This is a genomic window from Rhodococcus globerulus (assembly GCF_019334125.1).
GTDB lineage: Bacteria > Actinomycetota > Actinomycetes > Mycobacteriales > Mycobacteriaceae > Rhodococcus_F > Rhodococcus_F globerula.
The window spans coordinates 187,270-209,724 of the sequence record NZ_CP079698.1; the positions used below are offsets into that span (position 1 = coordinate 187,270).

A 22,455-nucleotide genomic window follows, 5' to 3' on the forward strand; every position below is an offset into this window, starting at 1 on the left:
GATCATTCTCCGCACCGAGGACTGCTGAACTTTTTCATGGCCAAGACCCCAGGCAAGACCACTGCCAAGACCTCAGGCACGACAACTGCCAAGAATGCTGCGAAGAAGACGCGCAGCCGCAGTACTGCACTCGCAACTCCGATCGACGCTCTTCCCGAATCCGGAGTCCAGCGGACAGTTCTGCCTGGCGGACTCCGCGTCGTCACGGAGTTCATCCCGGGTGTGCGCAGTGCGTCGGTCGGCGTCTGGGTGGGCGTCGGATCGCGTGACGAGCAGCCCAGCGTTGCCGGCGCGGCCCATTTCCTCGAGCACCTGCTGTTCAAGTCGACGCCGTCGCGGACAGCGCTCGACATCGCGCAGGTCATGGACGGAGTGGGCGGAGAACTCAACGCGTTCACGTCCAAGGAGCACACGTGCTTTTACGCGCATGTGATCGACGAAGATCTGCCGATGGCCGTGGATCTTGTCGCCGATGTCGTTTTGCGCGGCCGGTGCCGGTCCGCTGACGTCGATGTCGAGCGGCAAGTGGTCCTCGAAGAGATCGCGATGCGCGACGACGATCCGGAGGATCTCCTCGGCGACGCGTTTCTGACTGCTCTGTTCGGTGACCACCCGGTGGGTCGCCCCATCATCGGCAGCGTGGATTCCATCGAGTCGATGTCCCGCAATCAGTTGCATTCCTTCCACGTGCGCCGGTACACGCCGCAGCGGATGGTTCTTGCCGTCGCCGGAAACGTCGACCACAAGCAGGTCGTGACATTGGCGAAGCGCGCATTTGCCGGTCACCTCGAGCGTGGTGTGAAGCCGGCACCGCGCCGTGAAGGAACTTTGCGTCTGCGCACGATGCCGGAACTGAGTTTGACGCATCGTGACAGCGAGCAGGTTCATCTTGCGCTTGGTGTACGGGCTTTCGGCCGTCACGAAGGTCATCGGTGGGCGCTGTCTGTGCTCAATACCGCGGTGGGCGGCGGCTTGAGTTCGCGTCTGTTCCAAGAGATTCGGGAACAGCGTGGTTTGGCGTATTCCGTGTATTCCGGGGTGGACACCTTTGCGGACACGGGGGCGTTCTCGGTCTACGCGGGGTGCCAGCCGGAAAACCTGGGTGAGGTCACCACGGTGATCCGCGAGGTTCTCGCTCAGGTGGCCGCAGGCGGAATCACGGACGCGGAGATTGCGCGCTCCAAGGGCGCGCTTCGGGGCAGTCTTGTTCTGTCACTGGAAGATTCGGGTTCGCGGATGAACCGTATCGGTCGCAGTGAACTCAACTACGGAAACCATCGCAGTGTCGCCCAGACATTGGCGTCCATCGACGCCGTCACTGCGGAAGAAGTTCTCGAAGTGGCACAGACTTTGCTGACACGGCCGTTTGCCGCCGCCGTGGTCGGTCCGTACAAACGTGTCCGGGATCTGCCGGCGTCAGTGCGTGGGATTGTCCGATAATCGGTAACTAGCGAAATCAGGGTGCGCAGTTGAAGATTCGTGGAGCAGTGCTCGAAGAAATCGGACGGAGCCGCCCGTACGCGTCGTCGATGCCGATCACGGTGTCGGAACTCGAACTTGATGCTCCCGGTCCCGGTGAGATCCTCGTGAGGATCGAGGCGGCCGGACTGTGTCACTCGGATCTCTCCGTCGTAGACGGCAATCGTGTTCGCCCGGTGCCGATGCTGCTGGGGCACGAAGCGGCCGGTCGGATCGAGCAGATCGGTGACGGCGTGGACGCCCTGCGGGTGGGGGATCGTGTTGTCATGACGTTCCTGCCTCGGTGCGGCGAGTGCGCCGGCTGCGCAACCGACGGCCGGATGCCGTGCACGGTGGGCAGTGCCGCAAACAACGACGGCAGTCTTCTCGGCGGTGCGCACCGACTGCAGCGCGACGGTGTGAGCGTCAAGCATCACTTGGGAGTATCCGGATTTGCCACGCACGCTGTCGTGAATGCCAAGTCGGTGGTGGCCGTCGACGACGACGTACCGGCGGATGTTGCAGCTGTGCTGGGCTGCGCAGTCCTGACGGGTGGCGGAGCGCTACTCAATGCGGCAAAACCCCGTTCCACCGACACCGTGATGGTTGTCGGTTTGGGCGGCGTCGGTATGGCAGCAATTCTGACGGCCCGAGCGTTGGGTGTCGCGACGGTCATCGGCGTCGACGCGCTCGAGTCGAAGCTGGCTCAGGCACTCGAACTGGGCGCGACCGATGTCTTCACACCGTCCGGTTTGTCCGAGAGTGGTGTGCGCGCAGACATTGTGGTGGAAGCTGCGGGCAATGCTCGCGCGTTCGAGACTGCCGTGTCCGCCACGGCTGCGGGTGGCACCACTGTCACGGTGGGACTGCCCGCGCCGGACGCGCGTTCGTCGATTTCGCCGCTCGGACTGGTCGCGGAAGCTCGGACCGTCATCGGCAGCTATCTCGGCTCGGCAGTCCCGGCGCGTGACATCCCGATCTACGCGCAATTGTGGCGCGACGGAAAGCTACCGGTCGAGAAGCTCATCTCGTCAAGAATCGAGCTGAGCGACGTCAATTCGGGGATGGACGAACTGGCGGACGGGAAAGCAATCCGACAGGTCATTATTTTCGACTCAGAGCACGACTGAACAGGGATTTTGTCGGGTGAGGGCATGGCCTCTCAGGCCGAATCGAGCACGCATAGCCCTCGCAGATCGTTATCCGATGTAACGCTTCTCCCGAACTGGACGACTACTCGAATGACGTTGCGTGACGCCCCGGGGGTCGGTCGTACGTTTTCCGAAAGTGGATTGGGGAGAAAATATGCCGGTTCGTGGGTTCTTTTCACGACATCGAATACTTGCGGGCGCACTGGCGCCTGCAGCGCTCGGCGTTGCAGCGCTGGTAGCTGTGGCGGTAGCCGTGGACTCACCGCAGTCCAGCACGATCGAGACGCAACTGACGTCGTCGGTCACCGAATGCCACGACATGGTGAGCATCGCAGTTGCCGGTCGGCACGACACTCCGGACGCGAACACGGTCAAGATGCTGCTCGGTGCGGACGGTAAGCCGCTACCTGCCGCGCTGTCAGGCGATTACACGAGTGACCGCGTCGATCAGGTGATCAATCCGGCCGGTTCGGTCAACACGACCAAGCCAGGTTCGTATGCGGCCGTATATATCGCATACCCGGCAAACATGGCGTCGTACGAGGATGCCGTTGCCGCCGGCGCGGCAAACACCCAATCCGTGATGAGTGCGATCGCGAAGGAATGCCCCAAGACGCAGTTCTCGATCGTCGGGTACAGCGAGGGTGCTGACGTCGTCCGCCGTGTTGCCATGGACATCGGAAATCAGGAAAGCAACGAGTTCGGGGTAGACCCGGACAAGGTTGTCGGTGTGGTCATGCTCGCGGATGCGGGACGTGAAGAGGGAGACGGCACGTTCATCGGCGCCCAGAATCCGTTCACGAACCCAGACAATTTCGACACGAAGTACCAGAATGGCACGTCGGCAACCCCAGGTCAGGGCGTCCTCCCCGACACGGCGGGCAGCTTCGGCAAGCTGAACGGCAAAGTCGCCTCGTTCTGCTCCGACGGTGACTTCACGTGCTCGGCTCCGAGCAATATTTCGCTCTTGCTCCTGGCTGCGAACGTCGGACGCCAGCTGAACATCGACGATCTCGAATCCCAGGGACTCACCCCGACCACCGGTATCAACGTTGCCGTTGTGCTCGGTCAGATCGTCTTCGAAGCATTCAACGACATTTCATCCGATCCCGATTGGATGAAGGGTGACGAGACCTTCCTCCAGGTGATGCTGAAGGTATCGGATCCTGACTACAAGCCAGGTACGGCCACCACGGTGACCACCGTGGCCGACGAAGACTCGATTACCGCCGAGAAGGTCTCTCCGCTGGCGTACCTGCCGCAGAAGCTCTTCAAGGAGATCGTCGGACTGATCGCCACCAACCAGAACACGATCCCGGTGATCATGAGTGATCCGTACCAGATGACACTCGGTCCAGACGTCGGACATCATTTCGACTACTGGCGCGACGCCGATGCCGCGAACGGCAAGCCGTTGACTTCTGCGCAGTACGCAGCAGCGTGGCTTACGTATCTCGCGCAGCAGGCCAAGGACGGTAAGCCCGTCGATACGACGGCAAAGCCCACGGCTGTAGAGCTTGTCGCTGCCGTCGACGCGTACATGGCTGACGACGCAGCCGAAGGCGATGTCGCTGCCGAAGGCACCGATAATCAGGCTCCTGCCGGAACCACAGGTTCGACGGACTCCGCCACCGCGCCGGGAACGTCGCCGGATGCTCCTGTCGCCGGATCTGTTTCCGAGACCTCAGGTGCAGTTGCAACACCGAGCGAATCGGTGGTGCCCACCACGGGCGCAGCAGTCTCGAGTGCTCCGACATCGGAGACAGCGAGTTCAAGTGCGGCCGCCACTACCACCACGACGGTGACGTCTACGACGACCACAACCAAGGCGCCGACCACGGGACAGTAGCCTCTCCCCGGCAAGCATCAGGCTGCGATCCGCATGTACATGCGGATCGCAGCCTTTTTCTATGCCACGGTTTTTCTAAGCCACCGTTTTTCTAAGCCATGGCTCTGCCCTATCGTGGAACGTACGGTCCCTTCACATGTGAATTGCGGGTCTGCCGTGCATGAACTGTCGATTGCCCAGAGTGTGGTCGATGCCGTGTGCGAGAAGGCAGGCGCGCGACGCGTATGTGGTGTCCGACTCGAAGTGGGACGACTGTGTGCTGTTGTGCCTGATTCGCTGCTCTTCTGCTTCGACGTCGTGACCGCGGGTACTCAGGCCGAAGGCGCGAGTCTGCGCATCGACGAGATCGCGACGAGCGTGCGTTGCCGGGAATGCGGCGAGGTTTTCTCACCGCCGGACATGATCTTGCTCTGCCCCTGTGGCAGCGCCGACGTCGATATCCTCGCCGGGCGTGAACTACGGATATTGTCGATGGAAGTGAGCTGATCATGTGCGCAACGTGCGGCTGCGGTGAGGGCGCGGGGGTGCGAATCTCCGGTGAATCGGGGCACAGTCAGGATCATGAGCACCCGCACGACCACGAGCACCCGCATAGTCACGATCATTCACACAGTCACGAACATTCCCACAGCACGACCGTTGTTCTGGAACAACAGGTACTCGCCAAGAACGACGAAGTTGCCACCCGCAATCGCGAGTGGATGCGTCGGCGCCGGATTGCCGCACTCAATGTTATGAGTTCGCCGGGCGCGGGTAAGACAACGTTGCTGGTTCGCACGATCAACGACTTGCGCGGCCGATTTCCCGTTGCCGTTATCGAGGGCGACCAGGAGACTGCGCTCGATGCCGAGAGGATTCGGTCAACGGGATCTCCTGTCGTTCAGGTGAATACAGGTGCGGGCTGCCACCTGGATGCGGAAATGATCGATCGTGCCATTAACGTGAATCGCCCTCTCGACGATTCTCTTCTCTTGATCGAAAATGTGGGAAATCTAGTGTGTCCCGCACTTTTTGACCTCGGCGAGGAAGGCAAGGTTGTCCTAATTTCTACGCCGGAGGGTGCCGACAAGCCGATGAAGTATCCGCATATCTTTGCCGTCGCGGACCTCGTCATCGTCAACAAGATCGATTTGCTTCCCTATGTGGAATTTGACGTCGATGCATGCATCCGTCAGGCAAAATCGCTGAATCCTGCTGTGCGCGTTGTTGTTTTGTCGGCAACGACGGGTGAGGGTTTGTCGCAGTGGTATGACTGGATCGACTCTCGAATGGCGCTTTCCTGAGTTGTCGTTGACAACTGATCTGCTCGGGTACTTAATGAAATGAGTGGGTGCCACGTTGCGGGCCGAATATCGGCTCGGGTGGTGTTCGATACCGGCGGCAGGAATCCGGTGGAACCAGACCCGGTGTAGCAAGTGGTGCCGTCGCACACGTGAAAGCGGCTGATATGACTACTCAGAATGCGACTGCGGACACCGCAGCAGCGAAGGCGGAAGAAACTCTCATCCATGTTCTGTGGATCAACGCCGGGCTCAGTTGTGACGGCGATTCGGTGGCGTTGACCGCGGCCACGCAGCCGAGCATCGAAGAGATTGCACTCGGTGCGCTGCCCGGCTTGCCTCAGGTTGCGGTGCATTGGCCACTGATCGACTTCGAGTGTGGGCCAGAGGGCGGCGCCGACGATTTCCTGGAATGGTTCTGGAAGGCGGATCGGGGTGAACTCGATCCGTTTGTCCTTGTTGTCGAAGGGTCGATCCCGAACGAGAAACTGCACGACGAGGGCTACTGGTGCGGTTTCGGCAACAACCGCGAGACGGGGCAACCGGTCACGACCAGTGAGTGGCTGGACAGGCTGACCCCCAAAGCGACTGCGGTTGTTGCTGTCGGCACGTGCGCGACGTACGGCGGAATTCACGCCATGGCGGGAAATCCGACCGGCGCGATGGGCGTACCGGACTATCTGGGATGGACGTGGAAATCCAAGGCCGGTATCCCGATCGTCTGTGTGCCGGGGTGCCCGATCCAACCGGACAATCTGTCGGAGACCCTGACCTATCTGTTGTACATGGCAACTGATCAAGCGCCGATGATTCCACTGGACGAATCGCTGCGACCACAATGGCTGTTCGGCGCGACGGTGCACGAGGGCTGTGATCGCGGTGGCTACTACGAGCAAGGAGAGTTTGCCACCGAATACGGTTCGCCCAAGTGCATCGTGAAACTGGGCTGTTGGGGTCCGGTCGTGAAATGCAATGTGCCAAAACGTGGTTGGATCAACGGAGTGGGTGGATGCCCCAACGTTGGCGGCATCTGCATCGGGTGCACCATGCCGGGGTTCCCGGACAAATTCATGCCGTTCATGGACGAACCACCCGGCGGCAAGCTTTCGTCCACCGCTGTGGGTATGTACGGCAGCGTGATTCACAGTCTGCGCCGGATCACCGGTCACACCTTGGACAAGGAACCGCATTGGCGCGAACGGGGTTCGAAGTTGCTCACCGGCGCCACTCGCACGTGGTGAACAACTCGAGATACATCGAAACTGGGAGGCACTGACATGACGGCCATCGTTCCCGAACCCACCTCTACCGCGGATCGTGACGGTCTGGTGGAGATGGCGTGGGATCCCATCACCCGCATCGTCGGAAGTCTGGGCATTTACACCAAGATCGACTTCGCGAACCGGGAAGTCGTGGAATGCCACAGTACGTCGTCGATCTTCCGCGGCTATTCCCTGTTTATGAAGGGGAAGGATCCGCGCGACGCGCATTTCATCACCAGTCGCATCTGCGGTATTTGTGGAGACAACCACGCGACGTGCTCGTGCTACACCCAGAACATGGCGTATGGCGTAAAACCACCGCATCTGGGCGAGTGGATAGTAAATCTCGGTGAAGCCGCAGAATACATGTTCGACCACAACATCTTTCAAGAGAATCTTGTTGCGGTCGACTACTGCGAGAAGATGGTGTCCGAGACCAATCCCGGTGTCCTGGCGCAGGCGGAGAACACCCGCTGCCGGCACGAGGATCAGCACGGTTACCGCACCATCGCCGACATCATGCGCACTCTCAATCCGTTCACCGGCGAGTTCTACCGTGAGGCCCTTCAGGTTTCACGTTCGACCCGTGAAATGTTCTGCCTGATGGAGGGCCGTCACGTTCATCCGTCGACGCTCTATCCGGGCGGCGTCGGAACAGTGGCCACCATCGAACTGATGACCGACTACATGACGCGGTTGATGCGCTACGTGGAGTTCATGAAGAAGGTCGTGCCCATGCACGACGATCTGTTCGACTTCTTCTACGAAGCCCTGCCCGGTTACGAGAAGGTAGGTCTGCGTCGGACTCTCCTCGGCTGCTGGGGGTCGTTCCAGGATCCGGAATTCTGCAATTTCGAGTACAAGGACATGACCGAGTGGGGACGCAAGATGTTCGTGACCCCCGGAATCGTGGTCGATGGCAAACTGATCACGACCGATCTGGTCGATATCAATCTCGGTATCCGAATCATGCTGGGCTCTTCGTATTACGAGGATTGGAAAGACCAGGAGATGTTTGTCGAGACCGACCCTCTCGGTAACGCGGTGGATCGGCGTCACCCCTGGAATCAGCACACCAACCCTCATCCGCAGAAGCGTGATCTGGAGGACAAGTACAGCTGGGTGATGTCGCCTCGATGGTTCGACGGCAAAGACAATCTTGCTCTCGATACCGGCGGCGGCGCACTCGCCCGCTTGTGGAGCACGGCGCTGGCGGAGTTGGTCGACATCGGCTACGTCAAGTCCACCGGACACAGCGTGCAGATCAATCTGCCCAAGACAGCGCTGAAGGGGCCGGTCACACTCGAGTGGCACATCCCCGAACACGGGAGCAACACGCTCGAAAGGAACCGTGCACGTACGTATTTCCAGGCATACGCGGCCGCATCGGCGTTACATTTTGCGGAGAAGGCTTTGGTGGAGATTCGCGCCGGCCGGACCAAGACGTGGGAATCGTTCGAAGTTCCGGACGAGGGTATCGGCTGCGGCTTCACCGAAGCCGTCCGCGGAGTTCTTTCCCACCACATGGTGATTCGGGACGGCAAGATTGCGAACTACCACCCGTACCCGCCAACTCCGTGGAACGCGAGCCCGCGTGACAGCTACGGCACTCCCGGGCCGTACGAGGATGCGGTGCAAGGTCAGCCGATCTTCGAGGAGAACGATCGGGACAATTTCAAGGGTATCGACATCATGCGCACAGTCCGCAGTTTCGACCCGTGCCTGCCGTGTGGCGTTCACATGTATCTCGGTGGCGGTAAGACCATCGAGAAACTGCATTCGCCGACACAATCCGTGACGGGGGAGTAGCCCGTGGTGCACGGTGACAGGGAGCGCGGTGACAGGGAGCGCGGTGAGAACGCGAGCGGTGCACCGCCTGGTGACTACTGGCGTGGAGCGGGCGAACGCATCGAAACTCTGTTGCAGGCCAGCGCAGGGGGCGGACCGGTAGCACGTGATCGTGCAGAGCAACTGGTGCGTGAAGTAGTGCAACTCTACGGCGCAGCTCTCGAACGCACTGTGCACCTTGCGGATTCCGCGATGGTAGATGAGATGACCCGTGACGACCTGATCTCGAGCCTTCTGCTCGTGCATGGCCTACATCCGCACGACGTGGAAACCCGCATACGTACGGCGCTGGACAGTGTGCGCCCGTACCTCGGGTCGCACGGCGGCGACGTCGAATTGATCGAGGTGACCGATGGTGTGGTGCGGTTGCGGCTGCTCGGCAGCTGCAACAGTTGTCCGTCGTCGTCCGTCACGCTCGAATCGGCCGTGCAGGACGCCGTGACGGCTGCGGCGCCCGAGACGAGCGGCATCGAGGTCGAGACCCCAACCGAACATGAGCCCAAAGCTGGTGTGATCTCGGCGCAGTCGCTGTTCTCGCACATCCACCACGACGCCGCCGGCCACTGGATCGGTGTGCCGGAGTTCGCCGAGGTCGGCGAAGGTGAGGTGGCAGGTTTTTGCGTCGAAGGCGCAGATCTGTTGGTATGCAGGCTCGGCGACACCCTGTACGCCTACCGCGATCACTGTCCGGTCTGTGATCGCTCGATGGCGGGGGCGATGCTGGAGCGAATGATGGGGCGACCCGCACGTAGCGGCGTGGTGCTGACCTGTCCGAACTGCGGCACTCACTACGACGTCCGAACTGCAGGCGCGCGCGTCGATGCCCGTGCCGGTGTTGATGCCGGGGCGGAACATCTTGCGCCCCTGCCGCTTCTGCCTCGCGACGGGATCCTGTCGGTGGCAGTGCCTGGCAGCGCTGCACCGGGAAGTTCAGCAGCTGACGTTCAGGTATCGGTGATGTAGTGGCAAAATCCACTGTGGGAGAGGTTCTCACGAGAATAGCGTCGGCGCGATCGGTACCAACCGGTCCGCGATGCGAGATGTGCGCGGTCGGCATCGGCGAGGACCATCAGCACGTCGTCGATGTCTCGGTGCGCGCCCTGATGTGCGTCTGTCGACCGTGTTACCTGCTTTTTGCCCCGGTGGACGCTGATCTGCGGTACAAGGCAGTTCCGGATCGATACGAGGAACTCGACGATTTCGAGCTGGGCCCTGGTCGATGGGAATCGCTGGAAATTCCGGTGAATCTGGCGTTCTTCTTCCGCAATTCCGTGTTGGACAAATTCATCGCGTTTTATCCCGGTCCGGCGGGGGCCACGGAATCCGAGCTACCCATCGATGCTTTCGAGGCGGTGCTGCGGGAGAATCCTCGAACGAGCACGATGCGAGCAGACGTCGAGGCCTTGATCGTTCACGTTGTTCCGGGCGAGGTGGCTCCCCGATGTTTCATTGTGCCGATCGACGCCTGTTACGAGTTGGTAGGGCGATTGCGGAAGGTGTGGCGCGGTTTCGACGGCGGCCAGGATGCGCACACCGAGATCGCGGAGTTCTTCCACAGAGTCGAGGAACGGTCGCGATGACCGCCTTGGAGTTCTCCGTCGTGGACATCATGGTCGACCCGTACGCGGTGACCCCCAATCTCGTAGTGAAACTGAAGATTTCGGAGTCCACCGGAACACCTGTCCGGGCGCTGGCCGTGCGAGCACAGGTTCGGATCGAACCACACCGACGGCCGTACTCCGCATCTGAAGAAGACGCGCTGCTCGATTTGTTCGGTCGGCGTGAACGTTGGTCGAGTACGCTACGAACCTTCCTCTGGATGGAATGCTCGACGGTGGTCCAGGGGTTCTCAGGAGTCACCGTCGCCGATCTTCCTATGCCGTGTACGTACGACGTCGCGGTGACCGCATCCAAGTACATGCATGCCCTGCAGGACGGCACGGTGCCGGTAGTCGTGCTACTGAGCGGCACCGTCTTCACCGACGGCAGTCGCGGATTCTCGGTCGAGCAAATTCCGTGGGACAGATCGGCGTCGTACGAGATGCCGGTGGCCACGTGGAAGCACATGATCGAGACGCATTACCCGGGTTCGGGTTGGGTACGCCTCGATCATGACACCATTGCCGAACTCACCCGGTTCAAAGCCACACACGGTTACACCGACTTGGAATCCACGGTCGGCGCGCTCTTGGCGGGGATCGAGGTGCCGCAATGACACACGCGGGTGTCGACCATGACGTTCGAGCCGTAGCCGACGCGATCCTGTACGAGGGGTACCTGCTCTACCCGTACCGGGCGAACTCGGGAAAGAACCAGTCACGCTGGCAGTTCGGTGTGCTCGGTCCACCGGGGGCATCAGAGTTGGGTGTCGGTGAGCAATCAGGGATGTCGGCCCAAGCCGTCGTGGCCGCGGATGCCGGCGATCTGCGTGTCACGTTGCGGTTTCTCCACCTTCAGCGCCGAACAGTCCAACGACGTATCGATCCGGACGGCTGGGAGTCAGTGCATCACGTGACTTCCGGTGACCACGAATGGATTTCGTGGGACGAAGCAAGTGAATGTGAGATCGAGTCGGGTCCGCACCGGCTCACGGACCTTGGCGAAGGGCGAAGCCTGGCTTTCGAGGTTCCGGCCTTTTCGGAGATCGAACCGATCCTGGATGCGACCGGCGCATCTATCGGTCGCATTGTGCGCACCCGGGCTGCGCTGTCCGGACTCGTTGATCTTCGGGCTGCGTCGGGGAGGCCTGATCAGGTTGTGTTGTCGATGGATGTTCGAAACACCACCGCGATCGTGGCCGTCGACAAGCATTCGGCGCCGGCGTATTCCATGCTCGGGGCGCATGTGATCATGCAGTGCGATACGCCGTCGTTCGTCTCACTTTTCAGCGTGAATGACGAGCAGACACACGAATACCCGTTGATTCAAGATCGGTGCTATCCGGTGTTGGCCGGTACCCCGAATCCAGCGTTGCCGGACCGCTCGACCACGGTTCTGGTATCGCCGATCATTCTGTACGACTTTCCTGTGATCGCGGGGCAAAGTGAAGGATTGCTGTTCGATTCCACCGAAATCGACGAGATCCTGTCGCTGCGCATTCTGACGATGACGGACGAGGAGAAAGCGCAGGCGCGGGCGACAGATCCGAAAGCCGCCGAGATCATCGATCGTTGTGAGGCCCTGACACCCGAAGGGTTTGCCGACCTTCACGGAGTGCTTCGTGATCCTCATGCCGGGCAGGAAGACGCGCAGGGAAACTCGGCTCCCATGCTTCCCGAAGTGCCAGACGGTGTCGACTGGTGGTCGCCCGAGGCCGATACGAGGGTGTCGCCGCGAATCGACGGCATCTTGGTGGGCGGTGTGCGGATAGCCGGGGGAAGCACCGTACGCGTGCATCCGTCGCGGCGGGCCGACGCTCAGGACCTGTTTTTCGACGGCAAGCTCGCTCGCGTTGCCACCATCCACGAAGACGTGGACGGCGACATTCACGTAGGGGTGACGCTGCTCGACGATCCCGCGGCCGACCTGCACAACTGGTACGGCCGCTATCTGTATTTTGCTCCGGACGAGGTGGAACCGGTGCCCGGAGCGCAGACGCAGAGCAATCGAGAGGAGAACACACTATGAGGGGCATGGGAATGCTGTCGACGGTACTTCTCGGCGCAACAGCGATCGCTGCGGCCGTCGTGTTGGTGGTGTCGATGCCGGATATTCAACGGTATCTACGGATGCGAAAGATGTAGTCACGCATGCGCGTTCTGGTTGCGGGTGTCGGGAATATCTTTCTCGGCGACGACGGGTTCGGGCCCGAAGTCGTGCGGGTGCTGCAACAGGAGCAACTGCCGGCGGGAGTGCAGTTGGTGGACTACGGAATTCGAGGGGTGCACCTGGCCTACGACCTTCTGGAAGCGTGGGAGGCCTTGGTGCTGATCGACGCGCTGCCGCCGAGCGGGAAACCCGGCGCGGTCGAGGTATTCGAGCTGGAGGCCGAAAGGGATGACAGCACGGCAAGGTTCGACGCGCATTCGTTGGATCCGAACTCCGTGTTCTCCAGTCTGCGGGCGCTCGGTGGAACAGCGCCGCGAACGTTTGTCGTTGGTGCGCACGTCGAATCGGTGGACGAGGGGATGGGATTGACACCACAGGTTCAGGCTGCCGTGAGCGGCGCCGCGTCAGTTGTCATGGGCCTTGTCAGGTCGATGGCGGCGGACGCCGCAACCGCTGATCAGGGGGCATGACCATGTGCCTGGGTATCCCTGGACGCGTCGTGGCGCTGCTCGACGGATACGGCGGACAACTGGCGCTCGTCGATGTGGAAGGTGCGGCGCGCAAGGTGAATATCGGGATGCTCGATGAGAATACAGTCGGCGCTGGTGACTGGGTTGTCATCCATATGGGCTTTGCCGTCGAGAAGGTGGACGCGACCGGCGCTGCCGAGGCGCTTGCGGGTTTGGAGCTGATGGGTCGATCACGCCCCGAGGTCGCGGGCGAGGACGGGGGCGAGCCATGATCACCGCCATCCGACTTCATGTTCAGGGGGTGGTGCAGGGAGTCGGATTCAGACCATTCGTGTATTCACTCGCAACCGAATTGGGGCTGACGGGCACGGTGGGCAACTCGCCGCGAGGAGTGGTGATCGACCTCGAGGGCGAGGATCTATCGCTCGCGGAGTTCGCGACAGTACTGCGGGTGCGCCAGCCGCCGTTGGCCAGGATCGAATCGGTGGAGTGCGTGCCTGCTCAGGCGTGTGGGCGGGCCGGGTTTCGGATCGTGGACACGGACACGACGACGGCAGGGCGGACGTTGGCACCGCCTGATGTTGCGACCTGCGACGATTGCCTGCGCGAGATGGCCGACCCGGGGAACAGGCGGTATCGGCATCCGTTCATCACGTGCACCAACTGTGGTCCACGGTTCACGATCATCGAGGAACTTCCGTACGACCGGGCAGCGACAACGATGCGCGGGTTTCCGATGTGCTCGGAATGCGCGGCCGAGTACGCCGATCCACGTAATCGTCGCTTTCATGCGCAGCCGATTGCGTGTCCGCAGTGTGGCCCGACCCTGACCTTCGTCGATACAGACGCAGATGCTGCTGCCGTGCCCGTGAACGGCGAAAATGCCGTACACCGGGCGCGAGAGTTTTTCCGCGACGGCAAGATTGTTGCAGTCAAAGGCATCGGGGGGTATCACCTGGCGTGTGATGCCCGAAACGAGTCGGCAGTACAGGAACTACGAGCTCGTAAGTGCCGCCGCGGTAAGCCGCTTGCCGTGATGGTGCGAGATATCAACGGTGCGTACGCGGTGGGACGGGTCAACGAGACGCAGTCGCGGGCGCTGACCGAATGCTCGCGCCCGATCGTGTTGGTGGACAAGGCGTCGAAGTACGACCTTGCGCCTTCGGTCGCGCCGGGAATCCCGGATATCGGAATTATGCTGGCGTACAACCCGATCCAGAACCTCCTGCTCGGTCTTCCCGGTGATGCGGCTGGGCCGACAGCGCTGGTGATGACGTCGGCGAACCTCGGTGGTGAACCAATCCTGTTCCGCGGCACTGATCTGGAAAGAGTGTCCGCGCTGGCAGACAGTGTCCTGACCCACGATCGCCCGATTCGGGTGCCGTGCGACGATTCCGTCCAGCGTGTAGTCGACGGCCGCCGAGTGATGCTTCGCCGTTCCCGCGGATATGCACCTTTGCCGATCGAACTGCCATTGGACGTCGCACCGATTCTGGCGGTGGGCGCAGATCTGAAGAACACCTTCGTGATTGCCGACGGAACGTCCGCCTGGCCGAGTCAACATATCGGAGACATGGGTGATGTCGCCGTGTTGGACGGGTTCGCGGCGGCCCGGACACACTTCGAATCGATTACCGGCGTCACCCCGAGTCAGGTTGTGTGCGACGAACATCCCCGGTACCACTCGTCGGCGTGGGCCAGAAGGCATGCGGCGGGACGGCCGGTGCGCACTGTGGGACATCATCACGCGCATATCGCCGCGGTGATGGGTGAGAACGGCTGTGACGGCTCCGAACCGGTTATCGGAATGGCCTTCGACGGAACGGGCTACGGAGCGGACGGAGCGGTGTGGGGCGGGGAGATGCTGCTCGCCACGTACAAAGGTTTCCGTCGTCTAGCGCATCTCGGGTACGTAGCGCTGCCGGGCGGTGACGCCGGCGTGGAACGTCCGTACCGCATGGCGATGTCGCACCTGCGTTCGGCGGGAATCGGCTGGGACAGTGAGCTTCCACCAGTTGCAGCGTGTCCGGCTCGTGAACGCTCCGTCCTCGGTCATCAGTTGGAGACGGGATTCGGCTGTGTGGAGACTTCCAGTATGGGGCGGCTTTTCGATGCCGTTGCCGCACTTGCCGGTGTCCGCCAAAGTGTGGAGTACGAGGCTCAGGCAGCAATCGAATTGGAAGGCATATCCCGGGGAATCGACTGCGGCAGTGAGTACTACGTGTTCGGTGAACGCGAAGATGCCGGCGGGTCGTGGATCGCCGATCCCGGTCCGGTCATACGTTCCGTGGTTGACGACTTACGGAACGGTGTGTCGGCAGGTGTGATCGGTGCGCGCTTCCACGAGAGTGTTGCGCGTTTGGTAGTGACCTGGGCGCAGGCAGCGCGCGCCGCAGCCGGCGTCGACGACGTTGCCTTGAGTGGCGGTGTCTTCCAGAATCCGTTACTCCTGGCGCGGGCGCGGGTACTGCTGTCAGACGCTGGATTCCGCCCGCTGACGCACCACGAGTTACCGCCGAACGACGGTGGTCTTGCGTACGGCCAAGTGCTGGTCGGGAGTTCGCGATGAAGTCAGGAGGGTAGCCATGTGTTTAGCCGTACCGGGACGTATCGAATCGCTCGAGGATCGTGACGGAACCACGATGTCCGTCGTCAACTTCGGGGGAGTCCGCAAAGAGGTGTGCCTCGAGTACATTCCGGGCGCCGCGGTCGGAGAGTACGTCGTTGTTCACGTCGGGTTCGCGATTCAGAGGCTCGACGAGGAATCAGCACAACGCACACTTGCGGAGTTCGAGCACCTCGGCGTGCTCGACGAGGAGTTCGGCGACGGATTTGCTCGCGCAGCCAAGGCTCTGGGAGTCGATCAGAAGGAGAATCAATCATGAAGTATCTGGACGAATTCTCCGACCCCGAGTTGGCCGGTAAATTACTCGATCAGATTCGCACACTCGCTACCCGCCGATGGGCGATCATGGAAGTCTGTGGTGGCCAGACGCATTCGATCATCCGCCACGGAATTGACCAATTGCTGCCCGAGCAGATCGAGATGATTCACGGGCCGGGGTGCCCGGTCTGTGTGACGCCGCTGGAGATCATCGACAAAGCGCTCGAGATCGCCGCCCGCCCGGACGTGATCTTCTGCTCGTTCGGTGACATGTTGCGAGTACCAGGTAGTGCGTCCGACCTCTTTCGGATCAAGAGTGCTGGTGGTGATGTGCGCGTGGTCTATTCGCCGCTCGACGCGCTGACCATCGCGAAGGAGAATCCGGACCGGGAGGTCGTGTTCTTCGGGATCGGGTTCGAAACCACTGCGCCCGCAAACGCGATGACCGTATATCAGGCGCACCGACTCGGCATCAAGAACTTCTCGTTACTTGTCTCCCACGTGCTCGTCCCGCCCGCGATGGCCGCGATCATGGACTCCCCGGAGTGTCGGGTGCAGGCGTTTCTCGCCGCAGGTCACGTGTGCAGTGTGATGGGAACATCGGAGTACCCCGCTCTGGCAGAGAAGTACCGGGTGCCGATCGTCGTCACGGGGTTCGAACCCCTCGATTTGCTCGAGGGCATCAGAAAGACCGTGCTGCAGTTGGAAACCGGCAGGCACGAGGTGGAGAACGCCTATGCCCGGGCTGTGACGGCCCAGGGAAATGTGGCAGCCAAGGCGATGCTCGACGATGTGTTCGTAGTATCCGACCGGACGTGGCGCGGTATCGGTCCCATCCCGGACAGCGGTTGGCAGTTGGCGCCGAAGTATGCAGAATTCGATGCGGAACAAAGATTCTCGGTAACCGACATTCACACCGATGAGTCATCGGTGTGCCGTTCCGGAGAAGTTCTCCAAGGCTTGATCAAGCCGAACGAGTGCGCTGCCTTCGGGAAGGAGTGCACGCCGCGTAATCCGTTGGGGGCCACCATGGTCTCGTCCGAAGGTGCGTGCGCCGCCTACTACCTGTACCGACGCTTGGAACTGCAGGAGGCGGGTCATGGGAGCTGACAACAGTGCGGTGGTGGACCCTGGGGCGTGGGTCTGCCCGCTGCCGCTCCGTGATTCGCCGAACATCGTCATGGGACACGGCGGTGGTGGCGCGATGTCCGCCGAGCTGATCGAGCACTTGTTCCTACCCGCATTCGGCGACGCGGCCGACGCGGAACTCGGCGACTCCGCGGTGCTCGACATCGGCGGCGTTCGGGTGGCGTTCTCGACGGACTCGTACGTGGTCAAACCGATGGTGTTTCCGGGTGGAAACATCGGCGATCTGGCCGTGAACGGCACGGTCAACGATCTTGCCATGGCCGGCGCGCAACCACTGGCCATGTCGACCGCCTTCATTCTCGAGGAGGGGACACCGCTCGCCGAAATAGCCACGGTGGCGGCCACGCTTGGCGACGCGGCTCGCTCAGCCGGAGTGCGTCTGGTGACCGGCGACACCAAGGTGGTCGACGCCGGTCACGGCGACGGAGTCTTCGTGAACACTGCGGGCATCGGCATCGTGCCAGCTGGTGTCGACATACGGCCGAACCGGGCCGAGGTCGGTGATGCAGTGATCGTCAGTGGTGACATCGGAGTTCACGGCGTGGCGGTGATGAGTTGCCGGGAGGGTCTGGAGTTCGGAACCGAGGTGCGCAGCGACTGCGCCGCACTGAACGGCCTGGTTGCGGACATGATCGCCACCGGCGCGGACATCCACGTCCTTCGCGACCCGACGCGCGGCGGAGTTGCAGCGACGCTCAACGAGATTGCCCAGGCGTCGAATGTCGGTGTTGCGCTCGTGGAACGGAAGCTGCCGATTCCCGACGCCGTTCGGGATGCCTGTGGATTGTTGGGTCTGGATCCGCTGTACGTGGCCAACGAAGGCAAATTGGTTGCGTTTGTCGCACCCACCGACGTCGACCTCGTGCTCGATGCCATGCGTGGACACTCGCTGGGAAGGGGGGCAACGGTGATCGGGGAGTGCGTGAGCGCGCACTCCGGAATGGTGGTTGCCCGAACCGCGCTTGGTGGCAATCGGGTAGTGGATCTCCCTGCTGGTGAACAGCTTCCGCGGATCTGTTGATGACCGGCATTCACGTTAGCGGCCCGGCTCTGTTTGCGAGGTACGCATATCCGCCGAACGAATTGGGGTATTGCGGAGCTGACGATCCGTCGGCGCTCTTGCGTCAGGCGGCCGGAACGGTGACAGAGCAGGACCGTGGCCGAGCGCAACAGTTCGACGGTGCGTGGCCGTATCTCGAGGCACTGGCCTGGGGAGCGGGTGTGGACGACCCACTCGACCCACGCGTGATCGAGGCTTACTGGTTGGGTGGGTCGCTGCTGGATTCGGTGAACTCGGAAGAGTTGGTGGCGCACCTACGGCATGAATTCGGGACGCGCAACGACGGAGGGTTGCTCCCAGATCTCGATGGCCGAGATCGCGCTCTTGCGCATCACAGTTTCCACGTTCTTGCCGTGTATCCGTGGGTGCGCCTTCTTCGGAAGCACGGTGCGGTGCCACTGTCCATCCTCCAGAACTGCCGAATCAGGTGGGGCGAAGTACGTGAAGTAGGTGACGAGTATGCCGAGGTGGAGTCCTCGCCGCTCGCGTTCGACGGTAACCGACTGACCCGCGGTCCGAAGGCGATCGAACACGTGCGGTGGAACGTCGACGGCATTCCACTTGCTCCCGCTCCGGTGCGAGGGAACGTGGTAGCGCTGCACTGGGATTGGCTGTGCGACAGCATTTCGGTGAAGCAAGCCGAGGCCTTGGATCACGCCGAAGAGGCGGCACTCGAGATCGTCAACCTGCGACTGCGGGAGCGCAGAATGTAGGCGCGTCAGGCGGTGCTAGTCCAACGATGCACAGGCAGTGCACCACGGGCGACCGTCGACGCCGTCACTTCGATCCGAAGGGTCGATGCGCGCGGCAAGGATGCAGCTCTCGTTGTCGTGGTAGACGTCGAGATCGGAAGGAACCGTCGAGTGGAACGCCGGGACCTTCATGTGCACCTCCGTTGTGGCTCGTCAGGATTCGAGCCGAATGGGCTAATGATCGCACCCTGGGCATCATTTCGCTCGGCGGGTGGCACGACCAGGTGGGGTGCTTTGTCTCACCGGGCATCCGATGTGTGACTCTGCCCTCTGCTCCGACGGCGCGCGCCGACGGGCGATCCCGCGGGGATAGGCTGAACACATGCGCGGAGAGTACAAGGTTCCTGGTGGCAAGCTCGTTGCAGTCGATGTCGAGGTCGAGGACGGGCAGCTGTCCGACGTAGCGGTTTCCGGCGATTTTTTCCTCGAGCCGGACAGCGCGCTGGATGACATCAACGGAGCGCTGACGGGTATGCCGGCCGATGCCAACGTGGAACAGCTGGCGGACGCCATCATCGCGACGCTCGACGAGTCCGTGTCGATGATCGGGTTCACTGCGGAGTCGGTCGGCATCGCGATTCGCCGCGCGCTCGGTCATGCCACCAGCTGGGCGGACCACACATTCGACGTCATTTCGCCGGCGGTCCTCGATCCCGCGATGCACGTTGCGCTGGACGAGGTCATCGCGCGCGAGGTGGCGTCCGGTGAGCGTCCGGCCACTTTGCGTTTCTGGGACTGGGATTCGCCGCTGGTCGTGATCGGCTCGTTCCAATCCGTACGCAATGAAGTCGACTCGGAAGCTGCTGCGCGCCACGGTATCGGTGTTGTGCGCCGGATCTCAGGCGGCGGTGCGATGTTCATGGAACCGGGTAACTGCATCACGTATTCGTTGGTGGTACCCGCGTCGTTGGTGGAGGGGCTGAGTTTCGAACGGTCGTACGCCTTCCTGGACCAGTGGGTGATGGGCGCGCTTGCCGAAGTCGGAATCACCGCGCGCTACGTACCGCTCAACGACATCGCCTCGGACAAGGGCAAGATCGCCGGCGCAGCCCAGAAGCGGTTCGCCGACGGCACAGTCGTTCATCACGTGACGATGGCCTACGACATCGACGCGGAGAAGATGACGCAGGTTCTGCGAATCGGCCGAGAGAAGATGTCCGACAAGGGAACCAAGAGCGCGGCCAAACGAGTGGACCCGCTCCGCTCTCAGACCGGAATGACACGCGCCGCGATCCTGACAGCGTTCGAGAATTACTTCCGATCGCAGCACGACACCCGCACCAGTACCTACACCGAGGCAGAGTTGGCGCAGGCGCGTGAGCTGGTGGAGACCAAGTTCAGCACCGAGAAGTGGACGCACCGCGTGCCGTAGGGTGCGTCCACCTCGAGCTGTTTTCAACCAAGTTATGCGGTGTGAGGAGCGGGTTGCTCTTCGGTGGACGGAGAGTCGCCTGCTGCTGCACTGCGACGCGTCACGGTGAATGTTGCAGCGACACAGAGTATTGCGACGACGAAGCACGCCAGCGTGTACCAGAGATTCCCGATCGGGTCTCCGTTGCTGGTCGAACCGTCGACGGCACCGAAGAAATCGGGTAGGGCGCTGGCCCAGAGAACGGCCATGATGCACAGGTACACCACGCTGTAGTACTGGACAAACCTGTTGGTGTACGGGGGCGCGTCAGACGGCTGCGTACGCAACCGGGTCCACTGGCGGATCAACAGCGTAATCGCGACAACGGAGAGGATCACCAGTTCCGCTGCGTAGAGCACTCCTCGGACCGTGTCGCTCCCCGCACCGAACACTGTTGCGGGCAACGGCAGGATGAACGTGCCCACTGAGGCCAGGACGCCGATGACGATTGTGCGCCAAACCAATTGGAGTCCGGTGAAATGTTGGCCGTTGTCGACGTGGCGGCCAACGAAGAACTGGACGCAGAATGCCAGCGACATCGGCCACAAGGCTGCGAACACAACAACGCTCGGCAGTGGGACGGCGTCGAACATCGGTTGGTTGATCGGGTTTGCCGTCGACCATTCCCACCACCGAAGCTGCGGTCCGAGATGGTCGAAGATCTCGTAGAACGCGTGGTGAACGAAGCCCACGCAGACTGCGCCGGCGAGCACCCCGTACCGACGGAAAACGCCCAGCATCTTGACGATTTCGAAGGCCAGCGTTGCCATCAGCGGATAGATCGCGATGATGTAGAGGGGGAGTCTGCCCCACAGGAAATCGACAGTGAACACGTTGTGCGCGAACATCGTATCCACGTGCTTCTCGATGCCGAAGGCCGCGGGAAAGTACAGCGGCGGTTCGATGATGAACAGATAGGCGGTGGCGCCGAACCAGAGTACGAGATTGGTGGGATCGCCGTTTCGCCGCAAGCGCACGATCGCGAGAACCAGAGCGAGCACCGAGCCGATGATGATGGTCCACTCGAGAACCGGCAGAGTCCAGTTCTCCAGCCCGAAGGGGTTGCGGAGTTCGACCAGTCCACCCGCTTCTGCGCAGGAGAAGCCGAGTTCCGTGGCGAGTTGATCGAAAGTGGGGGAACAGAGGTCAGCCATTGTTCGACCGCCCTGTGCTCTTCGATCCTGTGCTGTTCGATTCAGCTGTATACCAGCGGGTTACGTCGTATCCGGCTTCGAAACGTTCGAACCACACGTCGGCCAGGGCGGGCAGGTTCTCGGTGGCGGGGTTGTGCTTGGGCAGTTGGCTGCGGATAACTCCCCGCAGCGCGGTGAGTTGCTCGCCGAGCGGCAATACGTCGAACGCGCGAGACATCGGACCGTTGTCCTGCGCCTCGAGCCCGGGTAAACGCTTGCGAAGAAACTGCATGTTGCGATACGACGCGAACATGGCCATCGCGTCGACCTGCCGATCTTCGCGCGGCACATGCTTGTTGAAGCCCAGGGAGGCCAGCCTGATCACTTTCATGACGTGCCGGAAAATTGACGGTGCCATACGCATCCGGTAGAGGTCGCTGCCGACGACGGAGTCGAAGATGATGAGGGCGGAACTTCGGTGTTCGACTTCCTCGACGAAGTGCCAGATGAACAGCGACGCAACCCTGTCGTCGCCGGGGCGGAAAAGTGCAGATTCGTTGTCGAGCATCAGCTTGAACACCGAGGTGAAGGTTGCTTCGAGGTCGGCGGTGTATGCCAGTCGGTAGTTCACCGACGTTTCTGCAGTGAGTTTGTCGAACTCGCCGACCACGTCGTCGAGAGTTTCCTGCAGGCCGGGATATCGCCTGATCAAGCCTTTGACGTGTTGACGATGCGCCGAGGAATGCTGTCCCTCTTGGCGCATGAACGCGTCGGCTTCCTCGGCAACTGCGCGATCCGTCAACAGCGGTTTGGTTTGCATGATGAGCTTGACGATCATCTTCTCGAAACCGATGGCCAGGAAAGAGACGGCATTGGCCATGCTCGAGAAGGCCGGATTCTCCTCGTTCCACAGGAAGGGGACGTCGTAGTCCTCGAAAGCAAAATTCATCTTTCGCACGTGTAGATCAGTCACTTCTCGA

23 protein-coding genes are annotated in these 22,455 nt (G+C 61.6%); 20 read left to right on the plus strand and 3 right to left on the minus strand.

All coding sequences use genetic code 11. The features are described from left to right. Positions 1-36: 36 nt before the first annotated feature. From KYT97_RS00810 to KYT97_RS00895, 19 genes are all read left to right on the plus strand, one after another. Positions 37-1,440, plus strand: coding sequence for a M16 family metallopeptidase (locus KYT97_RS00810; protein ID WP_230590176.1), 1,404 nt, complete (start codon positions 37-39; stop codon positions 1,438-1,440). 29 nt (positions 1,441-1,469) lie between these two features. Continuing rightward, complete coding sequence (locus KYT97_RS00815; RefSeq protein ID WP_219111585.1) at positions 1,470-2,588, plus strand: alcohol dehydrogenase catalytic domain-containing protein; 1,119 nt, start codon at positions 1,470-1,472, stop codon at positions 2,586-2,588. 175 nt (positions 2,589-2,763) lie between these two features. After that, a complete protein-coding gene (locus KYT97_RS00820) occupies positions 2,764-4,458 on the plus strand; it encodes a cutinase family protein (RefSeq protein ID WP_219111586.1) in 1,695 nt (564 codons plus the stop codon). Positions 4,459-4,614: 156 nt separating this feature from the next. Next, on the plus strand, positions 4,615-4,944 hold the full coding sequence (gene hypA, locus KYT97_RS00825; RefSeq protein ID WP_219111587.1) for a hydrogenase maturation nickel metallochaperone HypA: 330 nt from the start codon (positions 4,615-4,617) through the stop codon (positions 4,942-4,944). A 2-nt stretch (positions 4,945-4,946) separates the two neighbouring features. Then, positions 4,947-5,741, plus strand: a complete 795-nt coding sequence (gene hypB / locus KYT97_RS00830; RefSeq protein WP_219111588.1) for a hydrogenase nickel incorporation protein HypB — start codon at positions 4,947-4,949, stop codon at positions 5,739-5,741. Positions 5,742-5,905: 164 nt separating this feature from the next. After that, a complete protein-coding gene (locus KYT97_RS00835) occupies positions 5,906-6,979 on the plus strand; it encodes an NADH-quinone oxidoreductase subunit B family protein (protein WP_033234895.1) in 1,074 nt (357 codons plus the stop codon). Positions 6,980-7,015: 36 nt separating this feature from the next. Continuing rightward, on the plus strand, positions 7,016-8,809 hold the full coding sequence (locus KYT97_RS00840) for a nickel-dependent hydrogenase large subunit (RefSeq protein WP_045067307.1): 1,794 nt from the start codon (positions 7,016-7,018) through the stop codon (positions 8,807-8,809). A gap of 111 nt (positions 8,810-8,920) precedes the next feature. Further along, a complete protein-coding gene (locus tag KYT97_RS00845; protein ID WP_172935603.1) occupies positions 8,921-9,811 on the plus strand; it encodes a NifU family protein in 891 nt (296 codons plus the stop codon). Positions 9,812-9,825: 14 nt separating this feature from the next. Beyond that, positions 9,826-10,428, plus strand: coding sequence for a DUF5947 family protein (locus KYT97_RS00850; RefSeq protein ID WP_084702856.1), 603 nt, complete (start codon positions 9,826-9,828; stop codon positions 10,426-10,428). Further along, positions 10,425-11,063 carry a DUF6084 family protein gene (locus tag KYT97_RS00855; protein ID WP_045067309.1) on the plus strand — a complete coding sequence of 213 codons (639 nt, stop codon included), beginning with the start codon at positions 10,425-10,427 and terminating at the stop codon, positions 11,061-11,063. The genes KYT97_RS00850 and KYT97_RS00855 overlap by 4 nt, the downstream gene beginning before the upstream one ends. Then, positions 11,060-12,475 carry a hypothetical protein gene (locus KYT97_RS00860; protein WP_219111589.1) on the plus strand — a complete coding sequence of 472 codons (1,416 nt, stop codon included), beginning with the start codon at positions 11,060-11,062 and terminating at the stop codon, positions 12,473-12,475. The genes KYT97_RS00855 and KYT97_RS00860 overlap by 4 nt, the downstream gene beginning before the upstream one ends. Further along, on the plus strand, positions 12,472-12,591 hold the full coding sequence (locus tag KYT97_RS31220; protein WP_371851312.1) for a DUF6893 family small protein: 120 nt from the start codon (positions 12,472-12,474) through the stop codon (positions 12,589-12,591). Before KYT97_RS00860 ends, KYT97_RS31220 begins: the two co-directional genes overlap by 4 nt. Positions 12,592-12,597: 6 nt before the next feature. Then, entirely contained in the window at positions 12,598-13,086 is a 489-nt protein-coding gene (locus tag KYT97_RS00865; protein ID WP_219111590.1) for a hydrogenase maturation protease, read from the plus strand. Positions 13,087-13,088: 2 nt separating this feature from the next. Further along, positions 13,089-13,358, plus strand: a complete 270-nt coding sequence (locus KYT97_RS00870; protein ID WP_219112751.1) for a HypC/HybG/HupF family hydrogenase formation chaperone — start codon at positions 13,089-13,091, stop codon at positions 13,356-13,358. Continuing rightward, a complete protein-coding gene (gene hypF / locus KYT97_RS00875) occupies positions 13,355-15,655 on the plus strand; it encodes a carbamoyltransferase HypF (RefSeq protein WP_219111591.1) in 2,301 nt (766 codons plus the stop codon). Before KYT97_RS00870 ends, hypF begins: the two co-directional genes overlap by 4 nt. A gap of 16 nt (positions 15,656-15,671) precedes the next feature. After that, the gene (locus KYT97_RS00880; RefSeq protein WP_033234887.1) at positions 15,672-15,971 is read left to right on the plus strand and encodes a HypC/HybG/HupF family hydrogenase formation chaperone; all 300 of its coding nucleotides are present in this window, start codon (positions 15,672-15,674) and stop codon (positions 15,969-15,971) included. After that, on the plus strand, positions 15,968-17,080 hold the full coding sequence (gene hypD, locus KYT97_RS00885) for a hydrogenase formation protein HypD (protein WP_033234886.1): 1,113 nt from the start codon (positions 15,968-15,970) through the stop codon (positions 17,078-17,080). Before KYT97_RS00880 ends, hypD begins: the two co-directional genes overlap by 4 nt. Continuing rightward, entirely contained in the window at positions 17,070-18,140 is a 1,071-nt protein-coding gene (gene hypE, locus KYT97_RS00890) for a hydrogenase expression/formation protein HypE (protein ID WP_219111592.1), read from the plus strand. The genes hypD and hypE overlap by 11 nt, the downstream gene beginning before the upstream one ends. After that, positions 18,140-18,892 carry a DUF6390 family protein gene (locus tag KYT97_RS00895; protein WP_116103961.1) on the plus strand — a complete coding sequence of 251 codons (753 nt, stop codon included), beginning with the start codon at positions 18,140-18,142 and terminating at the stop codon, positions 18,890-18,892. The genes hypE and KYT97_RS00895 overlap by 1 nt, the downstream gene beginning before the upstream one ends. 15 nt (positions 18,893-18,907) lie before the next feature. Here KYT97_RS00895 and KYT97_RS00900 read toward each other — a convergent pair whose 3' ends face one another. After that, positions 18,908-19,063, minus strand: a complete 156-nt coding sequence (locus KYT97_RS00900) for a hypothetical protein (RefSeq protein WP_187328581.1) — start codon at positions 19,061-19,063, stop codon at positions 18,908-18,910. Positions 19,064-19,253: 190 nt separating this feature from the next. Here KYT97_RS00900 and lplAB point away from each other — a divergent pair, with 190 nt between their 5' ends. Then, entirely contained in the window at positions 19,254-20,303 is a 1,050-nt protein-coding gene (gene lplAB, locus KYT97_RS00905; RefSeq protein WP_219111593.1) for a lipoate-protein ligase LplAB, read from the plus strand. A gap of 32 nt (positions 20,304-20,335) precedes the next feature. Here lplAB and KYT97_RS00910 read toward each other — a convergent pair whose 3' ends face one another. Together KYT97_RS00910 and KYT97_RS00915 are read right to left on the minus strand one after the other, a co-directional pair. After that, on the minus strand, positions 20,336-21,496 hold the full coding sequence (locus KYT97_RS00910) for a hypothetical protein (RefSeq protein ID WP_219111594.1): 1,161 nt from the start codon (positions 21,494-21,496) through the stop codon (positions 20,336-20,338). Continuing rightward, on the minus strand, positions 21,489-22,448 hold the full coding sequence (locus tag KYT97_RS00915; protein ID WP_141485999.1) for a metal-dependent hydrolase: 960 nt from the start codon (positions 22,446-22,448) through the stop codon (positions 21,489-21,491). The genes KYT97_RS00910 and KYT97_RS00915 overlap by 8 nt, the downstream gene beginning before the upstream one ends. Between the last annotated feature and the right edge of the window lie 7 nt (positions 22,449-22,455).